This is a genomic window from Caulobacter flavus (assembly GCF_003722335.1).
GTDB classification, from domain to species: Bacteria; Pseudomonadota; Alphaproteobacteria; order Caulobacterales; family Caulobacteraceae; genus Caulobacter; species Caulobacter flavus.
In genome coordinates, this window is the sequence record NZ_CP026100.1 from 5,044,074 (window position 1) to 5,068,261 (window position 24,188).

Annotated in this window: 15 protein-coding genes, 4 tRNA genes and 3 rRNA genes; 8 read left to right on the forward strand and 14 right to left on the reverse strand. The window is 66.0% G+C overall.

The features are described 5' to 3' along the window. The first annotated feature begins 115 nt into the window (after positions 1-115). The 8 genes from C1707_RS22965 to C1707_RS23000 all read left to right on the forward strand — a co-directional run bounded on the left by C1707_RS22965 (position 116) and on the right by C1707_RS23000 (position 9,953). The gene (locus C1707_RS22965) at positions 116-2,551 is read left to right on the forward strand and encodes a TonB-dependent receptor (protein ID WP_101715527.1); all 2,436 of its coding nucleotides are present in this window, start codon (positions 116-118) and stop codon (positions 2,549-2,551) included. A gap of 161 nt (positions 2,552-2,712) precedes the next feature. Further along, positions 2,713-3,732 (forward strand): aldo/keto reductase, encoded by a 1,020-nt coding sequence (locus tag C1707_RS22970; RefSeq protein WP_180896969.1) that lies wholly within the window; start codon positions 2,713-2,715, stop codon positions 3,730-3,732. Then, on the forward strand, positions 3,729-4,034 hold the full coding sequence (locus C1707_RS22975) for a UxaA family hydrolase (protein ID WP_101715592.1): 306 nt from the start codon (positions 3,729-3,731) through the stop codon (positions 4,032-4,034). Before C1707_RS22970 ends, C1707_RS22975 begins: the two co-directional genes overlap by 4 nt. Then, the gene (locus C1707_RS22980; protein WP_240633801.1) at positions 4,031-5,239 is read left to right on the forward strand and encodes a UxaA family hydrolase; all 1,209 of its coding nucleotides are present in this window, start codon (positions 4,031-4,033) and stop codon (positions 5,237-5,239) included. The genes C1707_RS22975 and C1707_RS22980 overlap by 4 nt, the downstream gene beginning before the upstream one ends. 10 nt (positions 5,240-5,249) lie before the next feature. Then, positions 5,250-5,978, forward strand: a complete 729-nt coding sequence (locus tag C1707_RS22985) for an SDR family oxidoreductase (protein ID WP_101715526.1) — start codon at positions 5,250-5,252, stop codon at positions 5,976-5,978. A 2-nt stretch (positions 5,979-5,980) separates the two neighbouring features. Further along, complete coding sequence (locus C1707_RS22990) at positions 5,981-6,325, forward strand: L-rhamnose mutarotase (RefSeq protein ID WP_101715525.1); 345 nt, start codon at positions 5,981-5,983, stop codon at positions 6,323-6,325. Between the two features lie 68 nt (positions 6,326-6,393). Beyond that, a complete protein-coding gene (locus C1707_RS22995) occupies positions 6,394-8,739 on the forward strand; it encodes a glycoside hydrolase family 95 protein (protein WP_101715524.1) in 2,346 nt (781 codons plus the stop codon). Positions 8,740-8,777: 38 nt separating this feature from the next. Further along, positions 8,778-9,953 carry a glycoside hydrolase family protein gene (locus C1707_RS23000; protein ID WP_101715523.1) on the forward strand — a complete coding sequence of 392 codons (1,176 nt, stop codon included), beginning with the start codon at positions 8,778-8,780 and terminating at the stop codon, positions 9,951-9,953. Here the strand turns inward: C1707_RS23000 and C1707_RS23005 are convergent. The 14 genes from C1707_RS23005 to C1707_RS23070 form a co-directional block, all read right to left on the reverse strand. After that, the gene (locus tag C1707_RS23005; RefSeq protein WP_101715522.1) at positions 9,950-10,729 is read right to left on the reverse strand and encodes an IclR family transcriptional regulator; all 780 of its coding nucleotides are present in this window, start codon (positions 10,727-10,729) and stop codon (positions 9,950-9,952) included. The genes C1707_RS23000 and C1707_RS23005 overlap by 4 nt on opposite strands. A 5-nt stretch (positions 10,730-10,734) precedes the next feature. After that, positions 10,735-11,538 carry an amidohydrolase family protein gene (locus C1707_RS23010; protein ID WP_101715521.1) on the reverse strand — a complete coding sequence of 268 codons (804 nt, stop codon included), beginning with the start codon at positions 11,536-11,538 and terminating at the stop codon, positions 10,735-10,737. Then, on the reverse strand, positions 11,532-12,557 hold the full coding sequence (locus tag C1707_RS23015; RefSeq protein ID WP_240633802.1) for a zinc-binding alcohol dehydrogenase family protein: 1,026 nt from the start codon (positions 12,555-12,557) through the stop codon (positions 11,532-11,534). Before C1707_RS23015 ends, C1707_RS23010 begins: the two co-directional genes overlap by 7 nt. Continuing rightward, on the reverse strand, positions 12,557-13,855 hold the full coding sequence (gene fucP, locus C1707_RS23020) for an L-fucose:H+ symporter permease (protein ID WP_101715519.1): 1,299 nt from the start codon (positions 13,853-13,855) through the stop codon (positions 12,557-12,559). The genes C1707_RS23015 and fucP overlap by 1 nt, the downstream gene beginning before the upstream one ends. A 169-nt stretch (positions 13,856-14,024) precedes the next feature. Continuing rightward, positions 14,025-14,101: transfer RNA gene (locus tag C1707_RS23025), tRNA-Met, on the reverse strand. 118 nt (positions 14,102-14,219) lie between these two features. Beyond that, positions 14,220-14,334, reverse strand: a 5S ribosomal RNA gene (rrf, locus tag C1707_RS23030). Positions 14,335-14,441: 107 nt separating this feature from the next. Then, positions 14,442-17,227, reverse strand: a 23S ribosomal RNA gene (locus C1707_RS23035). A gap of 234 nt (positions 17,228-17,461) precedes the next feature. Continuing rightward, positions 17,462-17,537: transfer RNA gene (locus tag C1707_RS23040), tRNA-Ala, on the reverse strand. Positions 17,538-17,601: 64 nt separating this feature from the next. Next, positions 17,602-17,678: transfer RNA gene (locus tag C1707_RS23045), tRNA-Ile, on the reverse strand. A 181-nt stretch (positions 17,679-17,859) separates the two neighbouring features. Then, a 16S ribosomal RNA gene (locus C1707_RS23050) occupies positions 17,860-19,341 on the reverse strand. The 16S, 23S and 5S rRNA genes sit together here with 3 tRNA genes alongside, the layout of an rRNA operon. Positions 19,342-20,129: 788 nt before the next feature. Then, positions 20,130-22,388 (reverse strand): TonB-dependent receptor, encoded by a 2,259-nt coding sequence (locus C1707_RS23055; RefSeq protein WP_101712685.1) that lies wholly within the window; start codon positions 22,386-22,388, stop codon positions 20,130-20,132. 345 nt (positions 22,389-22,733) lie between these two features. Then, positions 22,734-22,808, reverse strand: a tRNA-Thr gene (locus tag C1707_RS23060). A gap of 73 nt (positions 22,809-22,881) precedes the next feature. Then, on the reverse strand, positions 22,882-23,661 hold the full coding sequence (locus tag C1707_RS23065) for an acyl-CoA thioesterase (RefSeq protein ID WP_101712686.1): 780 nt from the start codon (positions 23,659-23,661) through the stop codon (positions 22,882-22,884). A gap of 63 nt (positions 23,662-23,724) precedes the next feature. Continuing rightward, complete coding sequence (locus C1707_RS23070) at positions 23,725-24,129, reverse strand: VOC family protein (protein WP_101712687.1); 405 nt, start codon at positions 24,127-24,129, stop codon at positions 23,725-23,727. Positions 24,130-24,188 lie beyond the last annotated feature (59 nt).

A 24,188-nucleotide genomic window follows, 5' to 3' on the forward strand; every position in this document is an offset into this window, starting at 1 on the left:
GGTTTTAAAGCTCGCCCCACACCGCAACGACGACGCATACGGCGAAGGGCCCGCCGACGCGTCGAACAAGGTCGTTTTCTGCGGTTGTTCTTGCTGTCTATGGGGGCTCCTCGCGATGTCGGGCGTACTCGTTTCTATCCACCAGGCGAATACTCGCCGTGACTACAACCACGGCGTGACGCTGCGCCGCCTGGCCTTGGCCGCCTCGTGCGTCGCCCTGCTGGCCGGCGCCGCGCCCGCCCTCGCCGCCGAAACGCCCGCTGAGCCGTCGACGGCGACCGACGACGCCGTGGGCCTGGACGCCGTGGTCGTCACCGCCCGCCGCCGCGACGAGGACGCCCAGACCGTGCCCGTGGCCGTCTCGGCCTTCGGCGGCGCCCAGCTGGAAGCCGCCCGCGCCTTCAACGTCCGCGACCTGCAGACCCTGTCGCCCAGCCTGTCGGTCAGCGTCACCAACCCGCGCAACACCAGCATCAACATCCGGGGCCTGGGCAACAACGTCTCGGTCTATAACGACGGCCTGCAGTCGGCGGTCGGCGTCTATCTGGACCAGGTGTATCTGGGCCGTCCGGGCCAGGCGGTGTTCGACCTGGCCGACCTCGACTCCGTGCAGGTGCTGCGCGGCCCGCAGGGCACGCTGTTCGGCAAGAACACCTCGGCCGGCGCCCTGGTCATCGCCACCAAGGAGCCGAAGTTCACGCCGGAACTCTCCGCCGATGTCACCGGCGGCAACTACGACTACTTCCAGGCCCACCTGATCGCCTCGGGCCCGATCGCCGAGGACAAGCTGGCCTACCGCGTGTCGCTGGCCAACACCCAGCGCGGCGGCTACATGACCAACGTCTACGACGGGTCGAAAACCCAGGACTATCACGACTTCGGCGGCCGGGTTCAGTTCCTGCTGACGCCCAACGAGCAGCTCAGCATCAAGTTGTCGGGCGACTACGGCCAGCAATACTCCAACACCGCCGCCAGCGTCCTGACCGGCCTGTTCACCAACTACGCCGACAGCGGCGCGGCCTATCCGAACGGCTATCTGGCCCGCGCCGCGCGCGTCGGCTTCACGCCGCCGCCGATCGATCCAGAGGCGCGGCGCGTCTCGGTCAACACCAAGAACAGCTATTTCGAGACCCACGGCGGCGTTTCGGCGATCGTCGACTACAAGCTGGCCGACGCCACCATCACCTCGGTCACCGCCTGGCGCGGCTGGCACTGGCGGCCGCACAACGACGCCGACGGCACGACGGTCTCGGCGATCATCGACGCCCACCAGGACAACGACCAGCAGCAGTTCAGCCAGGAACTGCGGATCCGCTCGGAAGGCGACCGCAAGCTCGATTACGTGGCCGGCCTCTACTACTTCTGGCAGGATCTCGAGGCCGAGGCGGTCAACTATTACGGCCCGGCGGCGGCCGACTGGCTGCTGGCCCCGGCGGCGGCCTCGGCCACGGTGCGGGCGGCGGCGCTGAACAACTACTCGATCGTCAGCCACTCCAGCCCCGAGACCACCAGCGCGGCGGCGTTCGCGCAAGGCACCTGGCACGTCACCGACCGCTTCGATGTCACCGGCGGCCTGCGCTATACCTACGAGAAGATGACCGGCTGGTTCGACCAGACGGCCTGGGGGGCCGACCTGTCGGGCCTTTCCGCCGCCGACCAGGCCACGGCGATGGCGCTGCGCGCCCGCTTCGGCGCGGCCAACAAGTTCGCGTCGAAGACCTCCGGCGACAGCCTGACGGGCAACCTCACCCTGGCCTACACCTTCGACGGCGGGCAGCTCGTCTATGCGACCTACGCCCGGGGCTACAAGGCCGGCGGCCTGAACCTGTCGAACATCAACACCTCCGGCGCCAACGCCGTCGATCCGGTCATCGATCCCGAGACCATCGACGCCTACGAGGCCGGACTGAAGAGCACCTGGTTCGACCGTCGCCTGACCGCCAACCTGGCTCTATTCTGGACGAAGGACGACGGATACCAGACCACGGCCGTCAACCTGATCAACAACGCCAGCTACCTGACCAACGCCGGCAGCGTGCGCAGCCGCGGCGTCGAGCTGGACCTGCGGGCCGCGCCGATCCAGGGCCTGACCCTCTACGGTTCGACCACCTACAACGACGCCAGCTACACCAGCTACGAACAGGCCGCCTGCCCGATCGAGATCCAGCTGGCGACCTACTGCAACCTCACCGGCCGCCGCCTGCCCGGCGCGTCGCTGTGGGCCGCCTCGACCGGCGGCGAGTATCGCCGGGCCGCCGGAACCTGGCGCGGCGACGGCCTGACCGCCTATGCCGGCTACGACGCCAGCTACAAGTCGTCCTACTACACCTCCGCCTCGAACTCGGAATACTCGAAGATCAAGGGCTACACCCTGCTGAACCTGCGGGCCGGCATCGGCGCCGAGGACGGCAGCTGGGACCTGCAGGTCTGGGGCCGCAACGTCTTCGACAAGCTCTACTACCTGTCGCTCGGCGCGGGGAACACCGGCGCCATCACCGGCACGCTCGGCGATCCGCGCACCTTCGGCGTCACCCTGCGCGTGCGCCGCTAGCCCCTCCTTCTCCGGCTTCTCCTGACTGGGCCCGCTTCACGGCGGGCCCTTTTTCTTTGCCCGGACAGCTGCGCTTGATGCCTGCCGCATTGACTCGCGTGACCAGCGATGGAATTTTACCAGCAACATCGATTTTATAAATAAACGGGATGGGAACGCGGATGGACGTCGCCGCAGAGCGATCGCAGATCCTGGCGCGACTGCCGCGGCTGGGCTTCGGCGGCGCGGCCGTGGGCAACCTCTACGCGCCCGTGCCCGACACTCAGGCCCGCGCGGTGATCGACGCCGCCCTCGCCGCCGGCGTCGCCTATTTCGACACCGCCCCGCACTACGGCTTCGGTCTCAGCGAAACCCGCCTGGGCCAAGCCTTGGCCGGCCGCGACGTCGCCGTCTCCACCAAGGTCGGCCGCCGTCTCGAACCTATCCAGACCGACGAGCGCGAGCGCCACGGCTTCGTCGACGCCGCCCCGTTCGAGCCGGTGTTCGACTATTCCTACGACGGCGTCATGCGGTCGTTCGAGGACAGCCTGCGCCGCTTGGGCCGCGACCGCGTCGACATCCTGCTGGCCCACGACCTGGGCCGCGACACCCATGGCGAAGCGCATGCCGACCACATGCGCGACTTCCTCGAAGGCGGCTACCACGCCATGCGCGAGCTGAAGGACGCGGGCGCGGTGGGCGCCATCGGGCTGGGCGTCAACGAACAGGCCGTCTGCGACGAGGCGCTGGACCATGTCGACCTCGACGTCTTCCTGCTGGCCGGCCGCTACACCCTGCTGGAGCAGACCGCGCTGGACGGCTTCCTGCCGCGCTGCCTAAAGCGGAACGTGAGGATCATCGTCGGCGGGCCGTTCAACTCCGGCGCCCTGGTCGAGCCGCCCGGCGGCGGGCCGATCCACTACAACTACGCCCCCGCCGGCGCCGAGATCGTCGCGCGGGTGGAAAGCCTGCGCCGGGTCTGCGCCGCCCATGGCGTTCCGCTGGCGGCCGCCGCCCTGCAGTTTCCCCTCGCCCATCCGGCCGTGGCCAGCGTCATTCCCGGCATGGCCAGCCCGGCTCAGGTCGCCGACGCGATCGCCTGGATGGAGACCCCGATCCCCGCGCCCCTGTGGGAAGACCTGCGCGTCGAGGGCCTGCTGCACCCCGACGCCCCCGTCCCGTCGACGCGAGCCGCCGCGTGAAGCCGATCCTGCTGCATCCGGACGACAACGTCCTCGTGCTGGCGCAGGCGATCCACGCCGGCCAGACGATCGAGATCGACGGCGCCGCCCTGGCCGCGCCGCACGACGTCGCCGTCGGCCACAAGATCGCCCGCCATGCGCTCTCCGTCGGCGACAAGGTGCTGAAGTACGGCGCGCCGATCGGCTCTATGACCGCCCCCGCCGCCCCCGGCGGGCACGTCCACATGCACAACATGAAGAGCGACTACATCGCCAGCCACACCCGCCAGGCCACCGGCCAGACCACGGGGGAACCATCGTGAGCGGGCTCACCGGATTTCTCCGCGCCGACGGCCGCAAGGGCATTCGGAACGTCGTGGCGGTGGCCTATCTGGTCGAGTGCGCTCACCACGTGGCCCGCACGATCGTGACGAAGAGCGACGATGCCGACGTCCACCTGATCGGCTTTCCCGGCTGCTATCCCAACGCCTATGCGCTGAAGGTCATGCAGGCCATCGGCACGCATCCCAACATCGGCGGCGTGCTGCTGATCTCGCTGGGCTGCGAGAGCTTCAACCGCGAGGCCCTGCGCGCGGCCATCGCCGCCAGCGGCCGCCCGGTCGAGGTGCTGGTCATCCAGGAGAGCGGCGGCACCGCCGAAACCGTCCGCAAGGGCGCCCTGGCCGTCGCCCGCCTGAAGGCCGTCGCCGACCAGACCCCGCGCGCTCCCATGGACGTCTCCGAACTGGTGATCGGCACCATCTGCGGCGGCTCGGACGGCACTAGCGGCATCACCGCCAACCCCGCCGTCGGCCGGGCCTTCGACCGCCTCGGCGCAGCCGGCGCGGCCTGCGTCTTCGAGGAGACCGGCGAGCTGGTCGGCTGCGAGACGATCATGGCCGACCGCGCGATCACGCCGGAACTCGGCCGTGAACTGGAGGCCAGCGTCCGCAAGGCCGAGGCCTACTACACCGTCATGGGCTACGGCAGCTTCGCGCCCGGCAACGCCGAGGGCGGCCTGACGACCCAGGAAGAGAAGTCGATGGGGGCCTATTCGAAGTCGGGCTCGGCCCCGATCGTCGGCATCCTCAAGCCCGGCGACCAGCCGGTCAGCGGCGGCCTCTACCTGCTGGACGTGGTGCCCGACGGCGAGGTGCGGTTCGGCTTTCCCAACATCTCCGACAACGCCGAGATCGTCGAGCTGATAGCCTGCGGCGCGCACCTGACCCTGTTCACCACCGGGCGCGGCTCGGTCGTCGGCTCGGCCGTCTCGCCAGTGATCAAGGTCTGCGCCAACCCCGAGACCTACCGCAAGCTGTCGGGCGACATGGATGTCGACGCCGGCCGGATCATGGAAGGGCGCGGCACGCTCGACGAGGTCGGCGACGAGATCTTCGACCTGGTCCTGGCCGTGGCCGGCGGCCAGCGGACGGTGTCCGAGGCGCTGGGCCACCAGGAATTCATCCTCACCTACAAGGCCTTCGACCCGATCGGTCCGGCCTGCCTGCCGCTGCGGCGCGTGAGTTAAGGGGCGCATCATGGGACGACTTTCGGGCAAGACGGCGCTGGTCACGGCGGCCGCCCAAGGCATCGGTAAGGCCAGCGCCGAGCTCTTCGCCCGCGAAGGCGCGCGGGTGATCGCCACCGACCTCAACGAAGGCCTGCTGGCCGGCGTCGAAGGCTGCGAGGGCCGCAGGCTGGACGTGCTGGACCCGGACGCGATCACCGCCCTGGCCGCCGAACTGGGTGCGATCGACGTCCTGTTCAACTGCGCCGGCTATGTCCATGCCGGCACCATCCTCGACTGCGACGAGCGGGCCTGGGCGCTGTCCAACGACCTCAACGTCACGGCCCAGTACCGCGCCATCCGCGCCTTTCTTCCGGCCATGCTGGCGGCCGGCGGCGGCTCGATCGTCAACATGGCCTCGGTGGCCAGCTCGATCAAAGGCGTGCCCAACCGCTTCGCCTACGGCGCCACCAAGGCCGCGGTGATCGGCCTGACCAAGGCCGTGGCCGCCGACTTCGTGGGCCAGGGCGTGCGCTGCAACGCCATCTGCCCGGGCACCGTCGACACCCCGTCCCTGAACCAGCGCCTGGCCGACACCGGCGACTACGAGGCCGCCCACAAGGCCTTCACCGCCCGCCAGCCGATGGGCCGGCTGGGCAAGCCCGAGGAACTGGCCCAGCTGGCGCTGTATCTGGCCAGCGACGAGTCGGCCTTCACGACCGGCCAGATTCACATAATCGACGGCGGCTGGATCAACTGACCATGCGCCGCTGCCTGGCCCTCGACCTGAAGGACGACGCCGAGCTGATCGCCCGCTACGAGGCCTGGCATCGCCCAGGCGCGGTTCCGCAAGCCGTGGTGCGCTCGATCCGAGAGGCTGGCATCCTCGAGATGGAGATCTGGCGCGTCGAGGACCGCCTGTTCATGGTCGTCGAGGCGGGCCCCGACTTCTCGCCGCAGGCCAAGGCGGCCGCCGACATGGCCTCGCGCGACGTGCGGGCCTGGGAGCGGCTGATGTCGGCCTTCCAGAAGCCGCTGACCGGCGCGGCTCCCGACGAGAAATGGCGCGACATGCGCCGGATCTTCGCCCTTTCCGAGCAGCCCTGAGCCTTCGGGCCGCTCTCTTTCCCGACACCACGATTGTTTTCGCTTTCAGAACGAGGCACGGCGACAAGATGAATGTGACCCGCAGAACAGCCCTGGCCGCCACCGCCGGCGCTTCCCTGGTCGCCGCCTCGCCGGTCCGCGCCGCCGCCTCGAAGAGCGCCGCGCCGCGCCTCTGGTACCGCCAGCCAGCCAAGGAGTGGGTCGAGGCCCTCCCCGTCGGCTCGGGCAAGCTGGGCGCCATGGTGTTCGGCGGCGTCGCGGCCGAGCGCCTGCAGCTGAACGAAGACACGCTCTGGGCGGGCGGCCCCTACGAGCCGATCAATCCAGAGGCCCGCGGCGCCCTGCCCGAGATCCGCCGCCTGATCGACGCCGGTGAATACGCCAAGGCCACCGAGCTGGCCGACGCCAAGTTCATGGCCCTGCCCAAGCGCCAGATGTCGTACCAGACCATCGGCGACCTGAAGCTCGACTTCCCCGGTCTGTCGGACGCCGTCGAAGGCTATGTCCGCGACCTCGACCTGGACGGCGCGATCACCACCACCCGCTTCACCGCCGGCGGCGTCAGCCACCTGCGCGAGGTGATCGCCAGCCATCCCGAAGGCGTCGTCGCGGTGCGCCTGACCGCCAGCCGCAAGGGGGCGGTGTCGGTCGACCTGTCCTTCTCCTCGCCGCTGAAGTCCAAGCCCGTCTCGTCGGTCGAGGGCGCGCATCTGATCCTGGCCGGCAGGAACGAGCCCTCGCAAGGCATCGACGCCCGCCTGACCTTCGAGACCCGCGTCGAGGTCCGAGCCAAGGGCGGCCAGGTCTCGGGCGCCGGCGGCAAGCTGTCGGTGAAGGGCGCCGACGAGGTGCTGCTGCTGATCGCCGCCGCCACCAGCTATCGCCGCTACGACGACGTCTCGGGCGATCCGGTCGCGCTGAACAAGGCCACGCTGGCCAAGCTTTCGGGCAAGCCGTGGGCGAAGATCCTGGCCGGTCACCAGGCCGATCACCGCGCCCTCTTCCGCCGGGTCGGCGTCGACTTCGGCCGCACTCGCGCCGACCTCCAGCCCACCGACGAGCGCATCCGCCAGTCGCCGAGCACCGACGATCCGTCGCTGGCCGCCCTGTACTTCCAGTACGGCCGCTACCTGCTGATCGCCTGCTCGCGCCCGGGCAGTCAGCCGGCCAACCTGCAGGGCATCTGGAACGACAAGACCTTCGCGCCCTGGGGCGGCAAGTACACGATCAACATCAACACCGAGATGAACTACTGGCCGGCCGAGCCGACCGACCTGCCCGAACTGGTCGAGCCGCTGATCGCGCTGGTGTCCGACATCGCCCAGACCGGCGAGCGGATGGCCAGGGCCATGTACGGCGCGCGCGGCTGGGTCACCCACCACAACACCGACCTCTGGCGGGCGACCGGACCGATCGACGGCGCCAAGTTCGGCGTCTGGCCCACCGGCGGCGCCTGGCTGTGCAAGCACGTCTGGGACCACTACGACTACGGCCGCGACAAGACGTATCTGGCCCGCGTCTATCCGCTGATGAAGGGCTCGGCCCGCTTCTTCCTCGACACCCTGGTGGTCGACCCGAAGTTCGGCGTGCTGGTCACCAATCCGTCGATCTCGCCCGAGAACAGCCATGGCCACGGCTCGTCGCTGGTCGCCGGCCCCACCATGGACCAGGCGATCATCCGCGACCTGTTCGACAACTGCCTGAAAGCCGAGGCGATCCTGGGCCCCGACGCCGCCTTCGTCGCCGAGGTCCGCGCCGCCCGCGACAAGCTGGCGCCCTACAAGATCGGCAAGGACGGCCAACTGCAGGAGTGGCAGGAGGACTGGGACGCCGACGCCAACGACATCCATCACCGCCACGTCTCGCACCTCTACGGCCTGTTCCCGTCCGACCAGATCTCGGTCGACACCACGCCCGACCTCGCCAAGGCCGCCAGGACCTCGCTGGTCACGCGCGGCGACCTGTCGACCGGCTGGGCCATCGCCTGGCGCCTGAACCTGTGGTCGCGGCTGGGCGACGGCGACCGGGCGCACAGCATCCTCAAGCTCCTGCTCGGTCCCGAGCGCACCTATCCCAACATGTTCGACGCCCACCCGCCGTTCCAGATCGACGGCAATTTCGGCGGCGCCTCGGGCATGACCGAGATGGTGCTGCAGAGCCGCAACGACCGCATCTATCTGCTGCCCGCCCTGCCCTCCGCCTGGCCCACCGGCGCCATGACCGGCCTGCGCGCACGCGGCGCGGTGGGCGTCGACGTGCGCTGGAGCGGCGGCAAGCTGACCGAGGCCGTGCTGACGGCCAGGGAAGCCGGCAAGCACACCGTGGTCCTGGCCGGCTCGACGCTGGACCTCGACCTCAGGAAGGGCCAGCGCGTCCGCCTCACGGCCAAGGACGGGGTGCTGAAGCAGGCATGACCCATCTCGTCTCGATCGTCGCTTACCGGAGACTGTCCATGTCCCCGCGTTCCAAGCTGGCCGCCGCGCTGTCCTGCCTGCTCGTCGCCACGGCCAGTCCCGGCGTCGCGGCGGCGCAGGCCGCGCCCGTCCCAGCCGTCGCGGAGGTCGTGCCGACGCTTGGGCCCAAGCCCTTCATCGGCTACTTCAAGCCGATGCCGGCCGCCCGGCTGTCGACCACGGCCTGGGGCGCCAAGGAGGTCGGTCCGCGCGATCCGCGCAACGGCCTCGAGGACGCGACCATGGCCCGGTGGAACTACTGGGACGGCCAGATCCTCAAGGGCGCCGACGGCAAGTACCGCATGTTCGCCAGCCGCTGGGACCAGGGCCTCGGCCACAAGGCCTGGGGCCGGTCCCTGGCCGTCAGCGCGATCAGCGACAAGCTCTATGGCCCCTATCGCGACCGGGGCCTGACCTGGCCCGACAACCAGGGCGGCCTCGGCCACAACGTCACCGCCCTGAAGATGCACGACGGCCGCTACGCCGTGGTGGTCAGCGAGACGCGCGGCGGCGACGTCTTCGTCTCCGACGGCATCGACGGCCCCTGGACCCAGCTGGGAACGATAGCCCTCGACCAGAGCCGCTTCCAGCTGGTCAAGACCCCCGGCGACGTCGCCCTGCGCGACACCCCGACGGCCATGCCCGCCAAGCCCGCCAACTTCAGCGTCCTGCTGCGCCCCGACGGCGCCTACCAGATCGTGCCGCGATCGGGCCAGATCCTGATCAGCAAGACGGGGATCCTGGGCCCCTACATGGTGATGGGCGACAGCGTCTACCGCGGCCTGGACGGCGTGCCCCAGCGCGACATGCGCGCCTTCGAGGATCCCGTCGTCTGGTACAGCGGCGGCTGGCACCACATCGTCGTCAACCAGTGGCGCGAGCGCCGCGCCTATCACCTGATCTCGCGCGACGGGATCACGGGATGGCGCGTCCAGGGCCTGGCCTACGAACCCGGCGCCGACTTCATCCGCTACGCCAGCGGGACGAAGAACCACTGGAACAAGCTCGAACGCCCCGGCGTGGTGATGGAGAACGGCCACGTGGTCGCCATGACCTTCGCCGTCGTCGACACCCCCAAGGACGACCAGACCGGAAACAACCGCCACGGCAGCAAGATCATCGTCGTGCCCTTCGACGGCGCGGCGATGGACCGGGATCTGGCGGGGCTTCCCTAGATCCCGTTGCGCGCCGTCGGGCCGATCTCGGCGCTGATGGCGGCGGCGTGGCGCTGCAGGTTGGCGATGGTGTCGGGCATCGAGATCGCGCTGGGCGTATCGACATAGGGGCAGGTCAGGGCCGCCACCACGCCGTCGGCGCCGTGCACCGGCACCGACAGGTCGATCACCGCCGAGGTCACGTAGCTGGCGGCCTGCACGTGGCCGTCCTTGCGGGCCTGGGCGGCGGCGGCCAGGAAGGTCTCCCAGCTCGTCTTGCCGGCGCCGTCGCGCAGTTGCGCGCCCCAGCGCTCTCGAACCCGCTCGGGCTGGAAGGCGAACAGCACCAGGCCCGAGGTCGCCTCGACGATCTTGCGGCGATAGCCCACGCGCACGGAATAGCCCTGGTCGCCCGGGGCCTCGATGCGCGCCACCACCACCATCTGGTCGCCGCTGGCCACGGCCAGGTGGCACGACTGGCCGGTGACCTGGCACGAGGCCCGCATCTCCGGCAGGGCCGCTTCCAGCAGATCCTTGGCCGGCGCCCGGGTCATGCCCAGGGCGAAGAGCTTGTTGGTCAGGACCAGGCCGTCCTCGTCGGCGGCGCGCCCCACATAGCCCCGCGCCTCCAGCACCTGGACCATGCGGAACAGCTCGCTGGACGAGCGGTCGAGCGCCGCCGAAATTTGCGCCAGGGTCAGGCCGCCCCGGTGCGCGGCCAGCAGCTCCAGCACGTCTAGGCCCTTCTCCAGGGCAGGTGCGCGATATTCTCGCTTCTTGGCGGGCGCGTCGGACATGCCTTCTATAAGCGATAGAATCGTCGCGCCGTCTCGCCAAATAGCGCCGCTCGCCCAGCCGGCGCGGCCCAGGCCTCGCACATCTCGCGCCAGGCCGCGTAGTCGCCGGCGAGGTTCAGCACCGGCCAGTCGCTGCCCCACATCAGCCGCTCGGGGCCGAAGACCTCCAGCAGCCAGGCGGCATAGGGCGCCACGGCGTCGGCGGTCGGCGCCTGGCCGGCTTCGGTCAGCAGGCCCGACAGCTTGCAGTGCACGCCGGGCTCGGCGGCCAGGGCGGCGATGTCGGCCCTCCAGGGATCGAGCGCCCCCTCCCCGATCGCCGGCTTGCCGCCGTGGTCGACGACCACCCGCAGAGCCGGCCAACGACGCACGAAGGCCAGCAGCGCGCGCAGGTGCCGGGGCCGCACCAGGGCGTCAAAGGCCAGCTCCGCCTCTACCATCGCCGTGATCGCCGGCTCGAGCCCGGGGTCGAGGATCCAGTCCGACGCCAGGTCCTGCAGCATGGGCCGCAGGCCCTTGAGCTTGGGGTTCGCGGCCAGGGCGGCGATCCGCGCCGGCGCGTCGGGCGCGGTCAGGTCGGCCCAGCCGACCACGCCCAGCGCCAGCGGATCGGCCTGCGCCAGGTCCAGCAGCCAGGCGGTGTCGCGCTCGCTGGGCTGGGACTGCACCAGCACCACGCCGTCGGGGCCGCCCGCCGCGCGCAGGTCGTCCAGGCTGAAATCCCGATGGATCGCCGGCTCTTCCGGCGTCGGCCATTCGTGGTCGTTCCGGCCGATCCGCCAGACGTGGCAGTGGGCGTCGATCAGCACGCGACGATGGCCTTGATCACCCCCGCCGATGGCTCCATCCAGCCCGGCAGCGCCTGCGGCAGATCCCGCAGGTCGGCCTTGTGGCTGTTCAGCGCCGCCGTCGGCACCAGGCCCGCCCGGATCGTCGCCAGCACGTGCTCGAAGTCCTCGATCGTGGCGTTGCGGCTGCCCAGCAGCGACATCTCGCGCTTGTGGAACTCCGGATCGGAGAACGTGATGTCGGCCGCCACCACCGAGATCAGCACATAGGTCCCGCCGTGGCCGACATAGGCGAAGCCCTGCTGCATGGCGCCCGGATTGCCGGTGGCGTCGAACACCACATCGAAAAATGCGCCGTCGGTCAGATCCGACAGGGTCCGCGCCGTCCCGTCGCCGAGGCTCACCACCTGTTCGGCGCCCAGGTGCTCGGCGCAGAACGCCAGGCGGTCCTCGCGACCGTCCAGCACAGTCACCCGCGCCCCGGCCAGCCTGGCGAACAGCGCCGCGGCGATGCCGATCGGCCCGGCCCCGACCACCAGGGCCGCCTGCCCCGGCTCGATCCGCGCCCGGCGCACGGCATGGGCGCCGATCGCCAGGAACTCGACCATGGCCGCCTCGTCCAGCCCCACGCCCTCGACCTTGCGCACGAAACCCTCGGGCACGGCCAGGTACTCGGCCAGGGCCCCGTCCACATGCACGCCCAGCACCCGGATGTTCATGCAGCAGTTGGTCTTGCCCTTGGCGCAGGCCGGGCAGGTCCCGCACGACAGATAAGGCATGACATAGGCATGGTCGCCGGGCTCGAGATCGCTGCCCGCCGGCGCGCTGACCACTTCGCCCGACAGCTCGTGCCCCATCACCCGGGGATAGGACAGGTAGGGCTGGGTGCCGCGATAGATGTGCATGTCGGTGCCGCAGACGCCCACCCGGCGCACCCGCAGCAGCACCTCGCCGGCCGCCGGCCTCGGCGTCGGCCGCTGCTCCAGCACCAGCTCGCCCGGCGCGGCGCAGACCAGCACGTCCATCACATCAGGCGTCATCAGTGGCCTCCGGCCAGCACGGCGTCGTGGGCGGTCACCTCGCGCCGGCGGGCGGTGATCGCGAACAGCCCGACCGCGGCGAAGCAGGCGCAGGGCACGAGGATCGCCGTGCGGATCGAGCTGGCGTCCGACATCGCGCCCATCACCGCCGGCAGCACCGCTCCGCCGATGATGCTCATCACCAGCAGCGACGAACCGGTCTTGGTCAGCGCCCCCAGCCCCTTCAGCGAACTGGCGAAGATGGTCGGGAACATGATCGACATGAAGAAGCTGGTCGCCGCCAGGGCCAGCAGGCCCGCATGACCGCCCACGGCCACGGCGACCAGGGTCAGGGCCACATTGGCGACGGCGAACAGCGCCATCAGCCGCGAGGGATCGACCCGGCTCATCAGCGCCGTGCCCGCGAAGCGGCCGGCCATGAACCCGACCAGCGACCACGACAGATAGGCCGCCGCCGTCTTCTCGCCCATGCCCGCGACCTGGTCCTGGCCGTAGCGGATCATGTAGCTCCAGACGCCCACCTGGGCGCCGACATAGAAGAACTGCGCGACCACCCCGAACAGGAAGCGCGGGCGGGAAAAGAGGCCCAGGATCGGCTTGTCGACCTTGTGCTCGGCCGCTTCCGGATCGGGCCGGCTGGCCTGGACCGGAAAGCGCGTGAAGGCCACCAGCAGCGTCCAGGTCAGAACCACGGCGGCGATGATCAGGTAGGGAATCTGGGTCGACTGGGCCTCGGCCGCCTGGAAGGCCGACAGCTGGTCCGGCGTCATGGCCGCGAACTCGGCCTTGGTCGGCTCGACGCCCGACAGGATGAACTGGCGGCCGACCACGACGGCGGTGATCGCGCCCAGCGGGTTGAAGGCCTGGGCCAGGTTCAGGCGCTGCTCGGCCTTGGCCGGGTCGCCCAGCACGGTGATCAGCGGATTGGCCGAGGTCTCCAGGAACGCCAGGCCCGAAGCGATCACGAACAGGGCCGACAGGAAGAGCTCGTAGCGGCGCAGCTCGGCCGCCGGCCAGAACAGCAGCGCCCCTGCTCCGAAAAGGACCAGGCCGACGATCACCGCGGCCTTGTAGCCGTAGCGGCGCATCAAGAGGCCGGCCGGCAGGGCCAGGAAGAAGTAGCCGAGATAGAAGGCCGATTGCACCAGGCCCGACTGCAGGTCGCTGAGGAAGAAGGCCTTCTTCAGGTGCGGGATCAGCACGTCGTTGAGGTTGTTGGCCACGCCCCACAGGAAGAACAGCGCGACGATCAGCACCAGGGGCGCAAGGCCCGCGCGCGCTCCGGCATCTTTGGTCATCAGGCGTCTCCTCCCGGCCGCGCCCTCTGACGGAGCGCCTGCCGACAAGGCATCATATATGAACTTGGTCGTCAAATATGAAATACGCGGGGACACGCCGTAGCCCCGCGCGCAGGGCCGAAACGACGAAAGCCCCCAGCGGGGTGCTGGGGGCTTTACGTAGAAGATTTGGGTGCGGGGACAGGATTTGAACCTGTGACCTTCAGGTTATGAGCCTGACGAGCTACCGGGCTGCTCCACCCCGCGGCAGGGGTATGTATCGTGGGTAGGGTTTTGGACTTTTTGCTTTCAACGTTTCCGGGCGGCGAACCGCAAGGCACTTCGCCTGAAACGTTGATCTTTGCGTGATGCATCCTTTTAGCGGACCTGGCGGCGACCTACTCTCCCGCGCCTTGAGACGAAGTACCATTGGCCCAGGGGGACTTAACGACCGAGTTCGGAATGGGATCGGGTGGGGAACCCCCGGCAAAGCCACCAGGTCAGCGAAAAGGATGCTGTTTGCGCTCTCTTTGGGGGAGAGTGCAAGGCAAAGAAGAAGACATCAGTGTCTGAAGTTCGTGTAGAGCTTCATGGGTTTGACTGAAGAACGATCAAGCCTATCGAGCTATTAGTACCGGTAAGCTCCATGCGTCGCCGCACTTCCACACCCGGCCTATCAACGTGGTGGTCTTCCACGGCTCTCAGCGAGACCTTGTTTTGAGGTTAGTTTCCCGCTTAGATGCTTTCAGCGGTTATCTATTCCACACTTAGCTACCCTGCTGCACAGCTGGCGCCATGACAGGTCCACCAGAGGTGTGTCCATCCCGGTCCTCTCGTACTAGGGACAGATCCTCTCAAGTCTCGTACACCCACGGCAGATAGGGACCAAACTGTCTCACGACGTTCTGAACCCAGCTCACGTACCACTTTAATCGGCGAACAGCCGAACCCTTGGGACCTGCTCCAGCCCCAGGATGTGATGAGCCGACATCGAGGTGCCAAACTTTGCCGTCGATATGGACTCTTGGGCAAAATCAGCCTGTTATCCCTAGAGTACCTTTTATTCGTTGAGCGATGGCCCTTCCACGCAGGACCACCGGATCACTATGGCCGACTTTCGTCTCTGCTCGACTTGTCAGTCTCGCAGTCAGGCGGGCTTATGCCATTGCACTCGACGACCGATTTCCGACCGGTCTGAGCCCACCATCGCGCGCCTCCGTTACACTTTGGGAGGCGACCGCCCCAGTCAAACTGCCCGCCACGCCATGTCCCGGACCCGGATAACGGGCCGCGGTTAGACGTCAGCAACAATAAGGGTGGTATTTCAAGGATGGCTCCGCCGGAACTGGCGCCCCGGTTTCATAGCCTCCCACCTATCCTACACATGTTGCTGCTAACGCCAAGGCGAAGCTGCAGTAAAGGTTCATAGGGTCTTTCCGTCTGACCGCGGGAACCCCGCATCTTCACGGGGAATTCAATTTCGCTGAGCCTGTGCTGGAGACAGTGGGGAAGTCGTTACGCCATTCGTGCAGGTCGGAACTTACCCGACAAGGAATTTCGCTACCTTAGGACCGTTATAGTTACGGCCGCCGTTTACCTGGGCTTCAATTCGGAGCTTGCACCCCTCCTTTTAACCTTCAGGCACCGGGCAGGCGTCAGACCCTATACGTCGCCTTGCGGCTTCGCAGAGCCCTGTGTTTTTGATAAACAGTCGCTACCCCCTGGCTTGTGCCACTCTTTTCTGGTTGCCCAAAGAAGAGTCACGCTTATCCCGAAGTTACGCGTGCAATTTGCCGAGTTCCTTCAGCACAGTTCTCTCAAGCGCCTTGGTATACTCTACCTGCCCACCTGTGTCGGTTTCGGGTACGGTCTCCGTTGGAGTTATTTCCAGGGACCTGTTCACTGCCGGAACCAATCCAATAAGGACCGACAATTTACCAGATCCGTCACTTCCAACTGGCTCAGGAATATTCACCTGATTCCCATCGACTACGCCTTTCGGCCTCGCCTTAGGGGCCGGCTAACCCTGCGCAGATTAGCTTTACGCAGGAACCCTTGGGCTTTCGGCGAGAGGGTCTCTCACCCTCTTTATCGCTACTCATGTCAGCATTCTCACTTCCGATACCTCCAACAAGGCTCACGCCTCATCTTCACAGGCTTACGGAACGCTCCGCTACCGCTTGCTCAAAGAGCAAACCCATACCTTCGGCGACTGGCTTTAGCCCCGTTACATTTTCCGCGCAGGTTCGCTTGACCAGTGAGCTGTTACGCTTTCTTTAAATGATGGCTGCTTCTAAGCCAACATCCTGGTTGTCAAAGCAAACCCACATCGTTTCCCACTTAGCCAGTACTTGGGGGCCTTAGATGATGGTTAGGGTTGTTTCCCTTTTCACGACGGACGTTAGCACCCGCCGTGTGTCTCCCAGATATCTCTCTCGGGTATTCGGAGTTTGATTAGAATTGGTACAGCTCGCGCCGCCCGCATCCATTCAGTGCTCTACCCCCCGAGGAGTCCGTCTGAGGCACTACCTAAATAGTTTTCGCGGAGAACCAGCTATGTCCAGGTTTGATTGGCCTTTCACCCCTATCCACAAGTCATCCGAGAATTTTTCAACATTCACCGGTTCGGTCCTCCAGTTGGTGTTACCCAACCTTCAACCTGCTCATGGATAGATCACCTGGTTTCGGGTCGTCATGCGACGTACTTATTCGCCCTATTCAGACTCGCTTTCGCTGCGCCTACACCTAACGGCTTAAGCTTGCACGGCACATGAAGTCGCTGACCCATTATACAAAAGGTACGCCGTCACCACGCGCGGTGGCTCCGACTGCTTGTAGGCTTCCGATTTCAGGATCTGTTTCACTCCCCTTGTCGGGGTGCTTTTCACCTTTCCCTCACGGTACTTGTTCGCTATCGGTCATTGAGGAGTACTTAGGCTTGGAGGGTGGTCCCCCCATGTTCAGACAGGATTTCACGTGTCCCGCCCTACTCGAGTCTGTCGCTATTTGACGCTTACGGGGCTATCACCCACTATGGCGGACCTTCCCAGATCCTTCAGCTTTATGTCACGACAGCACTGGCCTGGTCCCGGTTCGCTCGCCACTACTACGGGAGTCTCGGTTGATGTCCTTTCCTCCGGGTACTGAGATGTTTCAGTTCCCCGGGTTTGCTTAATGACCCTATGTATTCAGATCATTATACCTTGTCCGATCCACCGATCGTGCTCCAACCGAGGTTGAAGCAAGTCGGGTGACCGTAAAGGTGGGTTTCCCCATTCGGAGATAGCCGGATCAAAGGGTGCTCGCGCCTCCCCGGCTCTTATCGCAGCGTGCCACGTCCTTCATCGCCTCTCAATGCCAAGGCATCCGTCAGAAGCCCTTATGCGCTTGATCGTTCTCAGCAAAACCCATGCGCTTCAGGTCTAGGGACCCGAGGCATGCGCTCTACTATGTCAGACAATGATGTCTTCTTAAGTCCAACCTGAACGGCTGAACCCTACCTTCACGATGTCACTTCGCATCGTCACCAGGTGACGCTGCAAACTTGTATCTTTCCGATCGCGATATTCCCAATCCTACCAGCTAGCCTCGCTCAAGCAGCGAAGCGGTAGCGAGGATTGCGAGGAATGGTGGAGCCAGACGGATTCGAACCGACGACATCCTGCTTGCAAAGCAGGCGCTCTACCAACTGAGCTATGGCCCCTCACACTCTGTGTGAGTTGCTTGCCCAGGAGAGCTGGTCGGTTGCGTCCGTGTGGTGGAAAGAGTGGTAGGCCCGATAAGACTTGAACTTATGACCTCACGCTTATCAAGCGTGCGCTCTAACCAACTGAGCTACGGGCCCATAGGCCGCTCAGATCGGATCAGATGATCCGCTCCAGGGCTCGCGATCGTGCCTTGAACCTGATCGGCTCAAGACAAGTGGAAAGAGAAACGGAGACGGCGGCGATCCGCTCATTTGTGTGCGCCTAGCGCACTAGTTGGAGCCTCAATAGCCTCGTGAGAGGCTGGAGAAGCATCCTTAGAAAGGAGGTGATCCAGCCGCAGGTTCCCCTACGGCTACCTTGTTACGACTTCACCCCAGTCGCTGACCCTACCGTGGTCGCCTGCCTCCTTGCGGTTAGCGCAGCGCCTTCGGGTAAAGCCAACTCCCATGGTGTGACGGGCGGTGTGTACAAGGCCCGGGAACGTATTCACCGCGGCATGCTGATCCGCGATTACTAGCGATTCCAACTTCATGCTCTCGAGTTGCAGAGAACAATCCGAACTGAGACGACTTTTAGGGATTGGCTCCCCCTCGCGGGATTGCAGCCCTCTGTAGTCGCCATTGTAGCACGTGTGTAGCCCACCTTGTAAGGGCCATGAGGACTTGACGTCATCCCCGCCTTCCTCCGGATTAACTCCGGCAGTCCTGTTAGAGTGCCCAACTGAATGGTGGCAACTAACAGCGAGGGTTGCGCTCGTTGCGGGACTTAACCCAACATCTCACGACACGAGCTGACGACAGCCATGCAGCACCTGTGTCCCAGTCCCCGAAGGGAAAGCCAGATCTCTCTGGTGGTCCGGGCATGTCAAAAGGTGGTAAGGTTCTGCGCGTTGCTTCGAATTAAACCACATGCTCCACCGCTTGTGCGGGCCCCCGTCAATTCCTTTGAGTTTTAATCTTGCGACCGTACTCCCCAGGCGGAGTGCTTAATGCGTTAGCTGCGTCACCGACAGGCATGCCTGCCGACAACTAGCACTCATCGTTTACAGCGTGGACTACCAGGGTATCTAATCCTGTTTGCTCCCCACGCTTTCGAGCCTCAGCGTCAGTAACGGACCAGTATGTCGCCTTCGCCACTGGTGTTCTTCCGAATATCTACGAATTTCACCTCTACACTCGGAGTTCCACATACCTCTTCCGTACTCAAGACTGCCAGTATCAAAGGCAATTCCAAGGTTGAGCCCTGGGCTTTCACCTCTGACTAAACAGTCCGCCTACGCTCCCTTTACGCCCAGTAATTCCGAGCAACGCTAGCCCCCTTCGTATTACCGCGGCTGCTGGCACGAAGTTAGCCGGGGCTTCTTCTCCGGGTACCGTCATTATCGTCCCCGGTGAAAGAATTTTACAATCCTAAGACCTTCATCATTCACGCGGCATGGCTGCGTCAGGCTTTCGCCCATTGCGCAAGATTCCCCACTGCTGCCTCCCGTAGGAGTTTGGGCCGTGTCTCAGTCCCAATGTGGCTGATCATCCTCTCAGACCAGCTACTGATCGTCGCCTTGGTGAGCTTTTACCTCACCAACTAGCTAATCAGACGCGGGCCGCTCCAATGGCGATAAATCTTTCCCCCGAAGGGCACATCCGGTATTAGCTCAAGTTTCCCTGAGTTGTTCCGAACCAAAGGGCACGTTCCCACGTGTTACTCACCCGTCCGCCACTAATCCCGAAGGATCCGTTCGACTTGCATGTGTTAGGCCTGCCGCCAGCGTTCGCTCTGAGCCAGGATCAAACTCTCAGGTTGAGTTGACATTGACTCCAGCTATTTGACCGAGGGGAAAACCTCAGTCGCGTATCTGGTTTGCATAGTTTCTTGACGAGTTCCCATCACACAATGACCAAGCCCGAAAGCTCGATCACCGTATAAATGGTGTCTTCAAGAGACCGCATTCGTCAGCGTCTAAGATGACCTCGAAGGGTCATCGCCAGAGCGCCGCCGCCTGCGTTTCTCTTTCCAAATCAACAATGTCAAAGACCAGAGCCGGAGCTCCGAGCCGCCTCCGCAACCGGGGAGCGGCCCCACCGTTTAGCGCCCGGTGTCGGCGGAGGCGGCTATTTAAACCAGCGCCTCATTTTGTCAAACTCTATTTTCAATTTTCTTTTCCGAACCGTTCCGCCTCGAAGGAGGCCGAACCACTCCGTGGCGCTAAAAGGACTTCAGCGCCTCGGAAAGAGAAGAAAGCTTCGAATGAGCCCCCGAAGCGGCGGGCCGCGTCGGGAGGGCGGTGTTTATGCGGGAGGCCTTTTTGAGTCAAGCGCACTGAAACGCGCTTTGACGATTTTCTTCGCGAACCGCCCGAAAAGCCCGCCGCGGCTGGGCGGAAGGAGGCCCCCTCCCCTCGCCCGTGAACAGGCGCCGGGCGGAGAAACGGTCGAAGTGAAGATGGGAAATCGAGTCATCCGCCGGCCTGGGCGGGAATCGGCCGCCGAAACGACGCCGCTTCGGCGCTCGTCGCGCGCCGGATATCGTAGTTTGGGACGAATCCCGGATCGCCGGCGGCGCTCGCACGAGCGCCGCCGGGACCACTGGTCTTAGAAGCGCTTCGTCACCTGCACCCCGTAGGTGCGCGGTTCGTTGACGAAGGCCGTCAGGTTGTTGAAGTCGATCGCGCCGATCACGTTGGCCTCGTCGGTCAGGTTGCGGACGTAGACCGCCGCTTCCAGACCCTTGACCGGATCACGCCAGCCGGCGCGGGCGCCGCCCTCGAAGCTGGTGTCCTGCAGGAACTCGACCGACTCGTAGAGGAACAGGTTGAAGTCCTTCTGCAGAACCCAGTCGGTCGAGGCGAACAGCTCCGTGCCGTTGCTGAGGCCATGCACGTAGTTCAGCGTGATGTTGGCCGTGTACTTGGGCGCCTGCGGGAACGGGTTGCCGTCGATGTTGGCGCGGCGCGTCGTCCCCACGGTCACGATCGGATCGGTCACGGTGCAGTTGGCGCCGCAGAAGGCGACCAGCAGGTCCTTGTCCTTGATCTCGGTGTGATTGTAGGCGAAGCCGCCGGCCAGGCTGAAGCCGGCGCCCAGATAGACGTCGCCGTCGATTTCCAGGCCATAGCCCACGCCCTTGTCGGCGTTGATCAGCTGGTTGAAGTTGCCCTCGCCGCCGATCGCCGTGAACTGCGGGTCGGTGACCTCGTAGTAGTAGGCGGTGGCGTTGAAGCGCGCGCGGCCATCCCACAGGCGAGACTTCAGGCCCGCCTCGTACGACATCACGGTTTCCGAATTGGCGGCCGTGATCAGGTCCGACGAGGTGATGCGACCCTGGAGCGAGGGACCGCGATAGCCCTTGGCGACGCGGGCGAAGACGTTCAGGTCGCCATTGACCTCGTAGAGGGCGCTGAGGTCCCAGCTGACCTGCTCGTCGCCGACCGAGCGGCGCACGTCGAACAGCGGACGGGCCGTGCTGGTGCTGCCGGCCGGAATGATCCGGTCGCCCTGGAAGTCGCGGCTGTCCTCGGTGTAGCGCAGGCCGCCGGTGATCTTCAGGGCGTCGGTGACCTTGTAGTTGGCCTGGCCGAACACCGACCAGGATTCCGAGCGCTGGACGATGTCGCCCACCACGGTCGGGGCTAGGCCGCCGGTACCGTTGAAGGTGCCCGAGACGAGGTTGAAACGCTCGTCCCAGAAGAACGCGCCGACCTGCCAGCCGAAGCGGCCGTCGCCGTTCGAGGCCAGGCGCACTTCGATGGTCTTCTGGTCCAGGTCGCTCGACAGGGTGCCGGTCTCGGAGTTGAACGGCGTCTTGTAGGGCGCGGTGGCGGCGGCCGAGGCGACGCCGCCGTCGATGTCGCCGTCGCCCGACGAGCGGCCCTGATAGGCGCTGACCACGCCGGTCAGGGTGACCGGGCCGAAGTCGTAGGCCGCCTGCAGGCTCTGCGAGGTGGTGTGCTGCTTCTGCGGGTTGTTGCGACCGCCGTCGTAATAGACCGTGTCGCGATCGAAGTTGCCGTTCAGCTCGTTGGAGCCCTTGGTGAGCACGTTGGCGCGGTTGAGCGTGCCTGTGCCGATGTAGTCGCGGGCCTGCAGGGTCAGGAGGGTCGACAGGCGCTCGGTCGGCTTGAAGGCCACGTGCACGCGGGCGGCGACGTCGTCGAAGCCGCCCAGGTCGTCGCCGTCGCCGGCGAACGAGGGGTTGTAGGCGTTGTTGACCCAGTCGTCGCGATGGTTCCACAGGCCCGCCACCCGCACCGACAGGGTGTCGCTGACCGGGATGGTCACGCCGGTCTCGGCGCGCACGGCGCCCAGGTTGCCGTAGGCCACCGAGCCGAAGCCGCCGAAGCTGTCGGACGGCTTGGCGGTGTCGATCTTGACCACGCCGGCCGGGGTGTTGCGGCCGAACAGCGTCCCCTGCGGGCCGCGCAGCACTTCCAGCTGCTCGACGTCGAACAGCGGGAAGCCCTTCAGGAAGACGTTCTCGAGCACCACGTCGTCGAGCACGACCGAGACCGGCTGCGAGGCGTTGAAGTCGAAGTCCACGTTGCCCAGGCCGCGGATGTAGAAGCGCGGGGCATAGCGGCCATTGGAGCTTTCGATCTGCAGGCTGGGCACGCGGGCCGACAGCGACAGCACGTCGCCGCCGCCGGCGGACACGGCGGCCAGGGTCTTGCCGCCCAGGGCGGTGACGGCGAACGGCACGTCGCGGATATTCTCGCTGCGGCGCTGGGCGGTGACGACGATCTCCTCGGTGATCGTGGCGTCGGCCGCCGGGGCCTGCTGGGCCAGGGCCGGCGCGCTGGCCAGCAGGGCCAGGCCGCTCACCGACAGAGCAAGCCAGGTATGGCGATGGTTCATAGATCTATCCCCTGTAATTGCAGGGGCGCTGCCTACGCCGTGAAGTTACGGCGGGGCTATAAAAAACCGGCGCTATTGCTTGAATTTTTCACGACACCCGACGTTGTGACTGAACGGACTACAGCTTGAGACCTGCAATTACTGGAGAAAATCGAACTAGAATAACGACAATATATAACCTTACTCCGACGGCTGCGTGCACCAAATCGACCCGCATGTCCGGCAAGTAAGACACGACTTACCCGAACAACACTCCGTGAACGAATGAATTGACGCCAGGGGCGGACGCGTGTCGCGCCTCGGCGGGCTAAGCGCGTCGGATCGGCTCACGATGGATTGGAAAGCTGGTGCCGGTTGAGGGGATTGAACCCCCGACCTTCGGTTTACAAAACCGCTGCTCTACCGCTGAGCTAAACCGGCGCGCCGACGCGTTTTCGCGAACGGGCGTTCTCCTTAGCCGCAGTCGACGCGGCGAGGCAATGCCCCGCGCTCGCTAGAGAAACACCGCCACCGTCTGGCGGGCGGCGATCAGCGGCGTGCCGTCCCGGCTCCACAAGGTCATGGCCTGGGCCGAATAGCCTTCGCCGATCGTCTCGGCCCGGCTGCTCATCAGGCGCCAGCCGTCGTCCTCCGGCGCCGCGCCCAGCACGTCCATTGACCAGGTCATGGTCGAGATCGGCGCGAACTGGTCGAACACCGACAGGGCCGGCGGCGGCAGGGCGTCGGCCAGGGCGACCATGGCCGCCAGCGACCGGGCGGCGACGTCGCGGTGACGGATCCAGACCAGGAAATCCGGCGGACCGCCGCTCAGGGGCCGCCCGCCCGTCACGTAGCGGAACTCGAACTGCTGGGCGAAGGCGGGCCCCGCGCCCTCCGGGATGAACAGTTCGCACGCCTCCGGCGCGGGCGTTTCCGGCGCCGGCAGGTCGAGGTGAGCGAGCCTGGAAGAGCGCGCGGCGCCGAAGGTCAGCACGCCGCGCGTGGCCAAGCCCCCTTCCCCGAACAGGTCGACATTGGCGAACAGCGCCGACTTGCCCTGGCGCAGCACCTCGACCCTGGCCGACAGCTCGCCGGCCGCCGGGCCGACGAAGGCGAACTGGGCCGAGCGCAGCGGCGGGGCCTCGGGCAGCCGCCGCGCGGCCGCCTCCAGGCATAGCGCCGCCGACAGGCCGCCATAGGTGGTGCGCCCCTGCTTCCAGTCGTCGCCCACCGTCGCGATCACCGTCTCCTCGTCGGTCCGCAGGGCATCGATCAGTTCGCTGTAGCTGGGCACGGACGGTCGCCTCCAGCGCCGGGAGCGGCGCGCGCCCGACATGGTCCTAATTCGAAACTGACGTCAATCTTCCCCGACGTTCAGCTGCCAGGAGACGCCGAACCGGTCCGAGACCCAGGCGAACCACGGGCTGAAGCCATAGTTCCCAGGCGGCATCAACACGCCGCCGCCCTCGCCCAGCACTCCGGCCAGGCGGTCGACCTCGTCCGGCGTTGTGCATGTCACGAAGAACGAGAACGACGGGGTGAAGTCGAAGCGGTGTTTCACGAAGCTGTCGCTGCACATCACGCTCTGGTCGCCGATCGTGAAGCTGGCCGTCTTGATCGTGCCCTGCGGCCCGGGACCGGCCGGGCCGTAGAGCTCGACCTCCTCGACCACGCTGCCGGGAAAGACCGAGACGTAGAAGTCCAGGGCGTCCGGGCCGACGCCGTTCTGGAACATCAGGAAAGGGCGCACCGTCGGGCTCATCTTGCGGAGCCTAGCCTCCTGCCCGCGCGCCGCAAGCGCATTGCGCTCGTCGCGAACGT

Bases quoted from the DNA above. Each gene is read 5' to 3' on its own strand.
- C1707_RS22970 (WP_180896969.1), top strand. From the start codon at position 2,713: ATGGACGTCGCCGCAGAGCGATCGCAGATCCTGGCGCGACTGCCGCGG.
- C1707_RS23000 (WP_101715523.1), top strand. From the start codon at position 8,778: ATGTCCCCGCGTTCCAAGCTGGCCGCCGCGCTGTCCTGCCTGCTCGTC.
- C1707_RS22965 (WP_101715527.1), top strand. From the start codon at position 116: ATGTCGGGCGTACTCGTTTCTATCCACCAGGCGAATACTCGCCGTGAC.
- C1707_RS22990 (WP_101715525.1), top strand. From the start codon at position 5,981: ATGCGCCGCTGCCTGGCCCTCGACCTGAAGGACGACGCCGAGCTGATC.
- fucP (WP_101715519.1), bottom strand. From the start codon at position 13,855: ATGACCAAAGATGCCGGAGCGCGCGCGGGCCTTGCGCCCCTGGTGCTG.
- C1707_RS23070 (WP_101712687.1), bottom strand. From the start codon at position 24,129: ATGAGCCCGACGGTGCGCCCTTTCCTGATGTTCCAGAACGGCGTCGGC.
- C1707_RS23005 (WP_101715522.1), bottom strand. From the start codon at position 10,729: ATGTCCGACGCGCCCGCCAAGAAGCGAGAATATCGCGCACCTGCCCTG.
- C1707_RS23015 (WP_240633802.1), bottom strand. From the start codon at position 12,557: ATGACGCCTGATGTGATGGACGTGCTGGTCTGCGCCGCGCCGGGCGAG.
- C1707_RS22995 (WP_101715524.1), top strand. From the start codon at position 6,394: ATGAATGTGACCCGCAGAACAGCCCTGGCCGCCACCGCCGGCGCTTCC.
- C1707_RS22985 (WP_101715526.1), top strand. From the start codon at position 5,250: ATGGGACGACTTTCGGGCAAGACGGCGCTGGTCACGGCGGCCGCCCAA.
- C1707_RS23055 (WP_101712685.1), bottom strand. From the start codon at position 22,388: ATGAACCATCGCCATACCTGGCTTGCTCTGTCGGTGAGCGGCCTGGCC.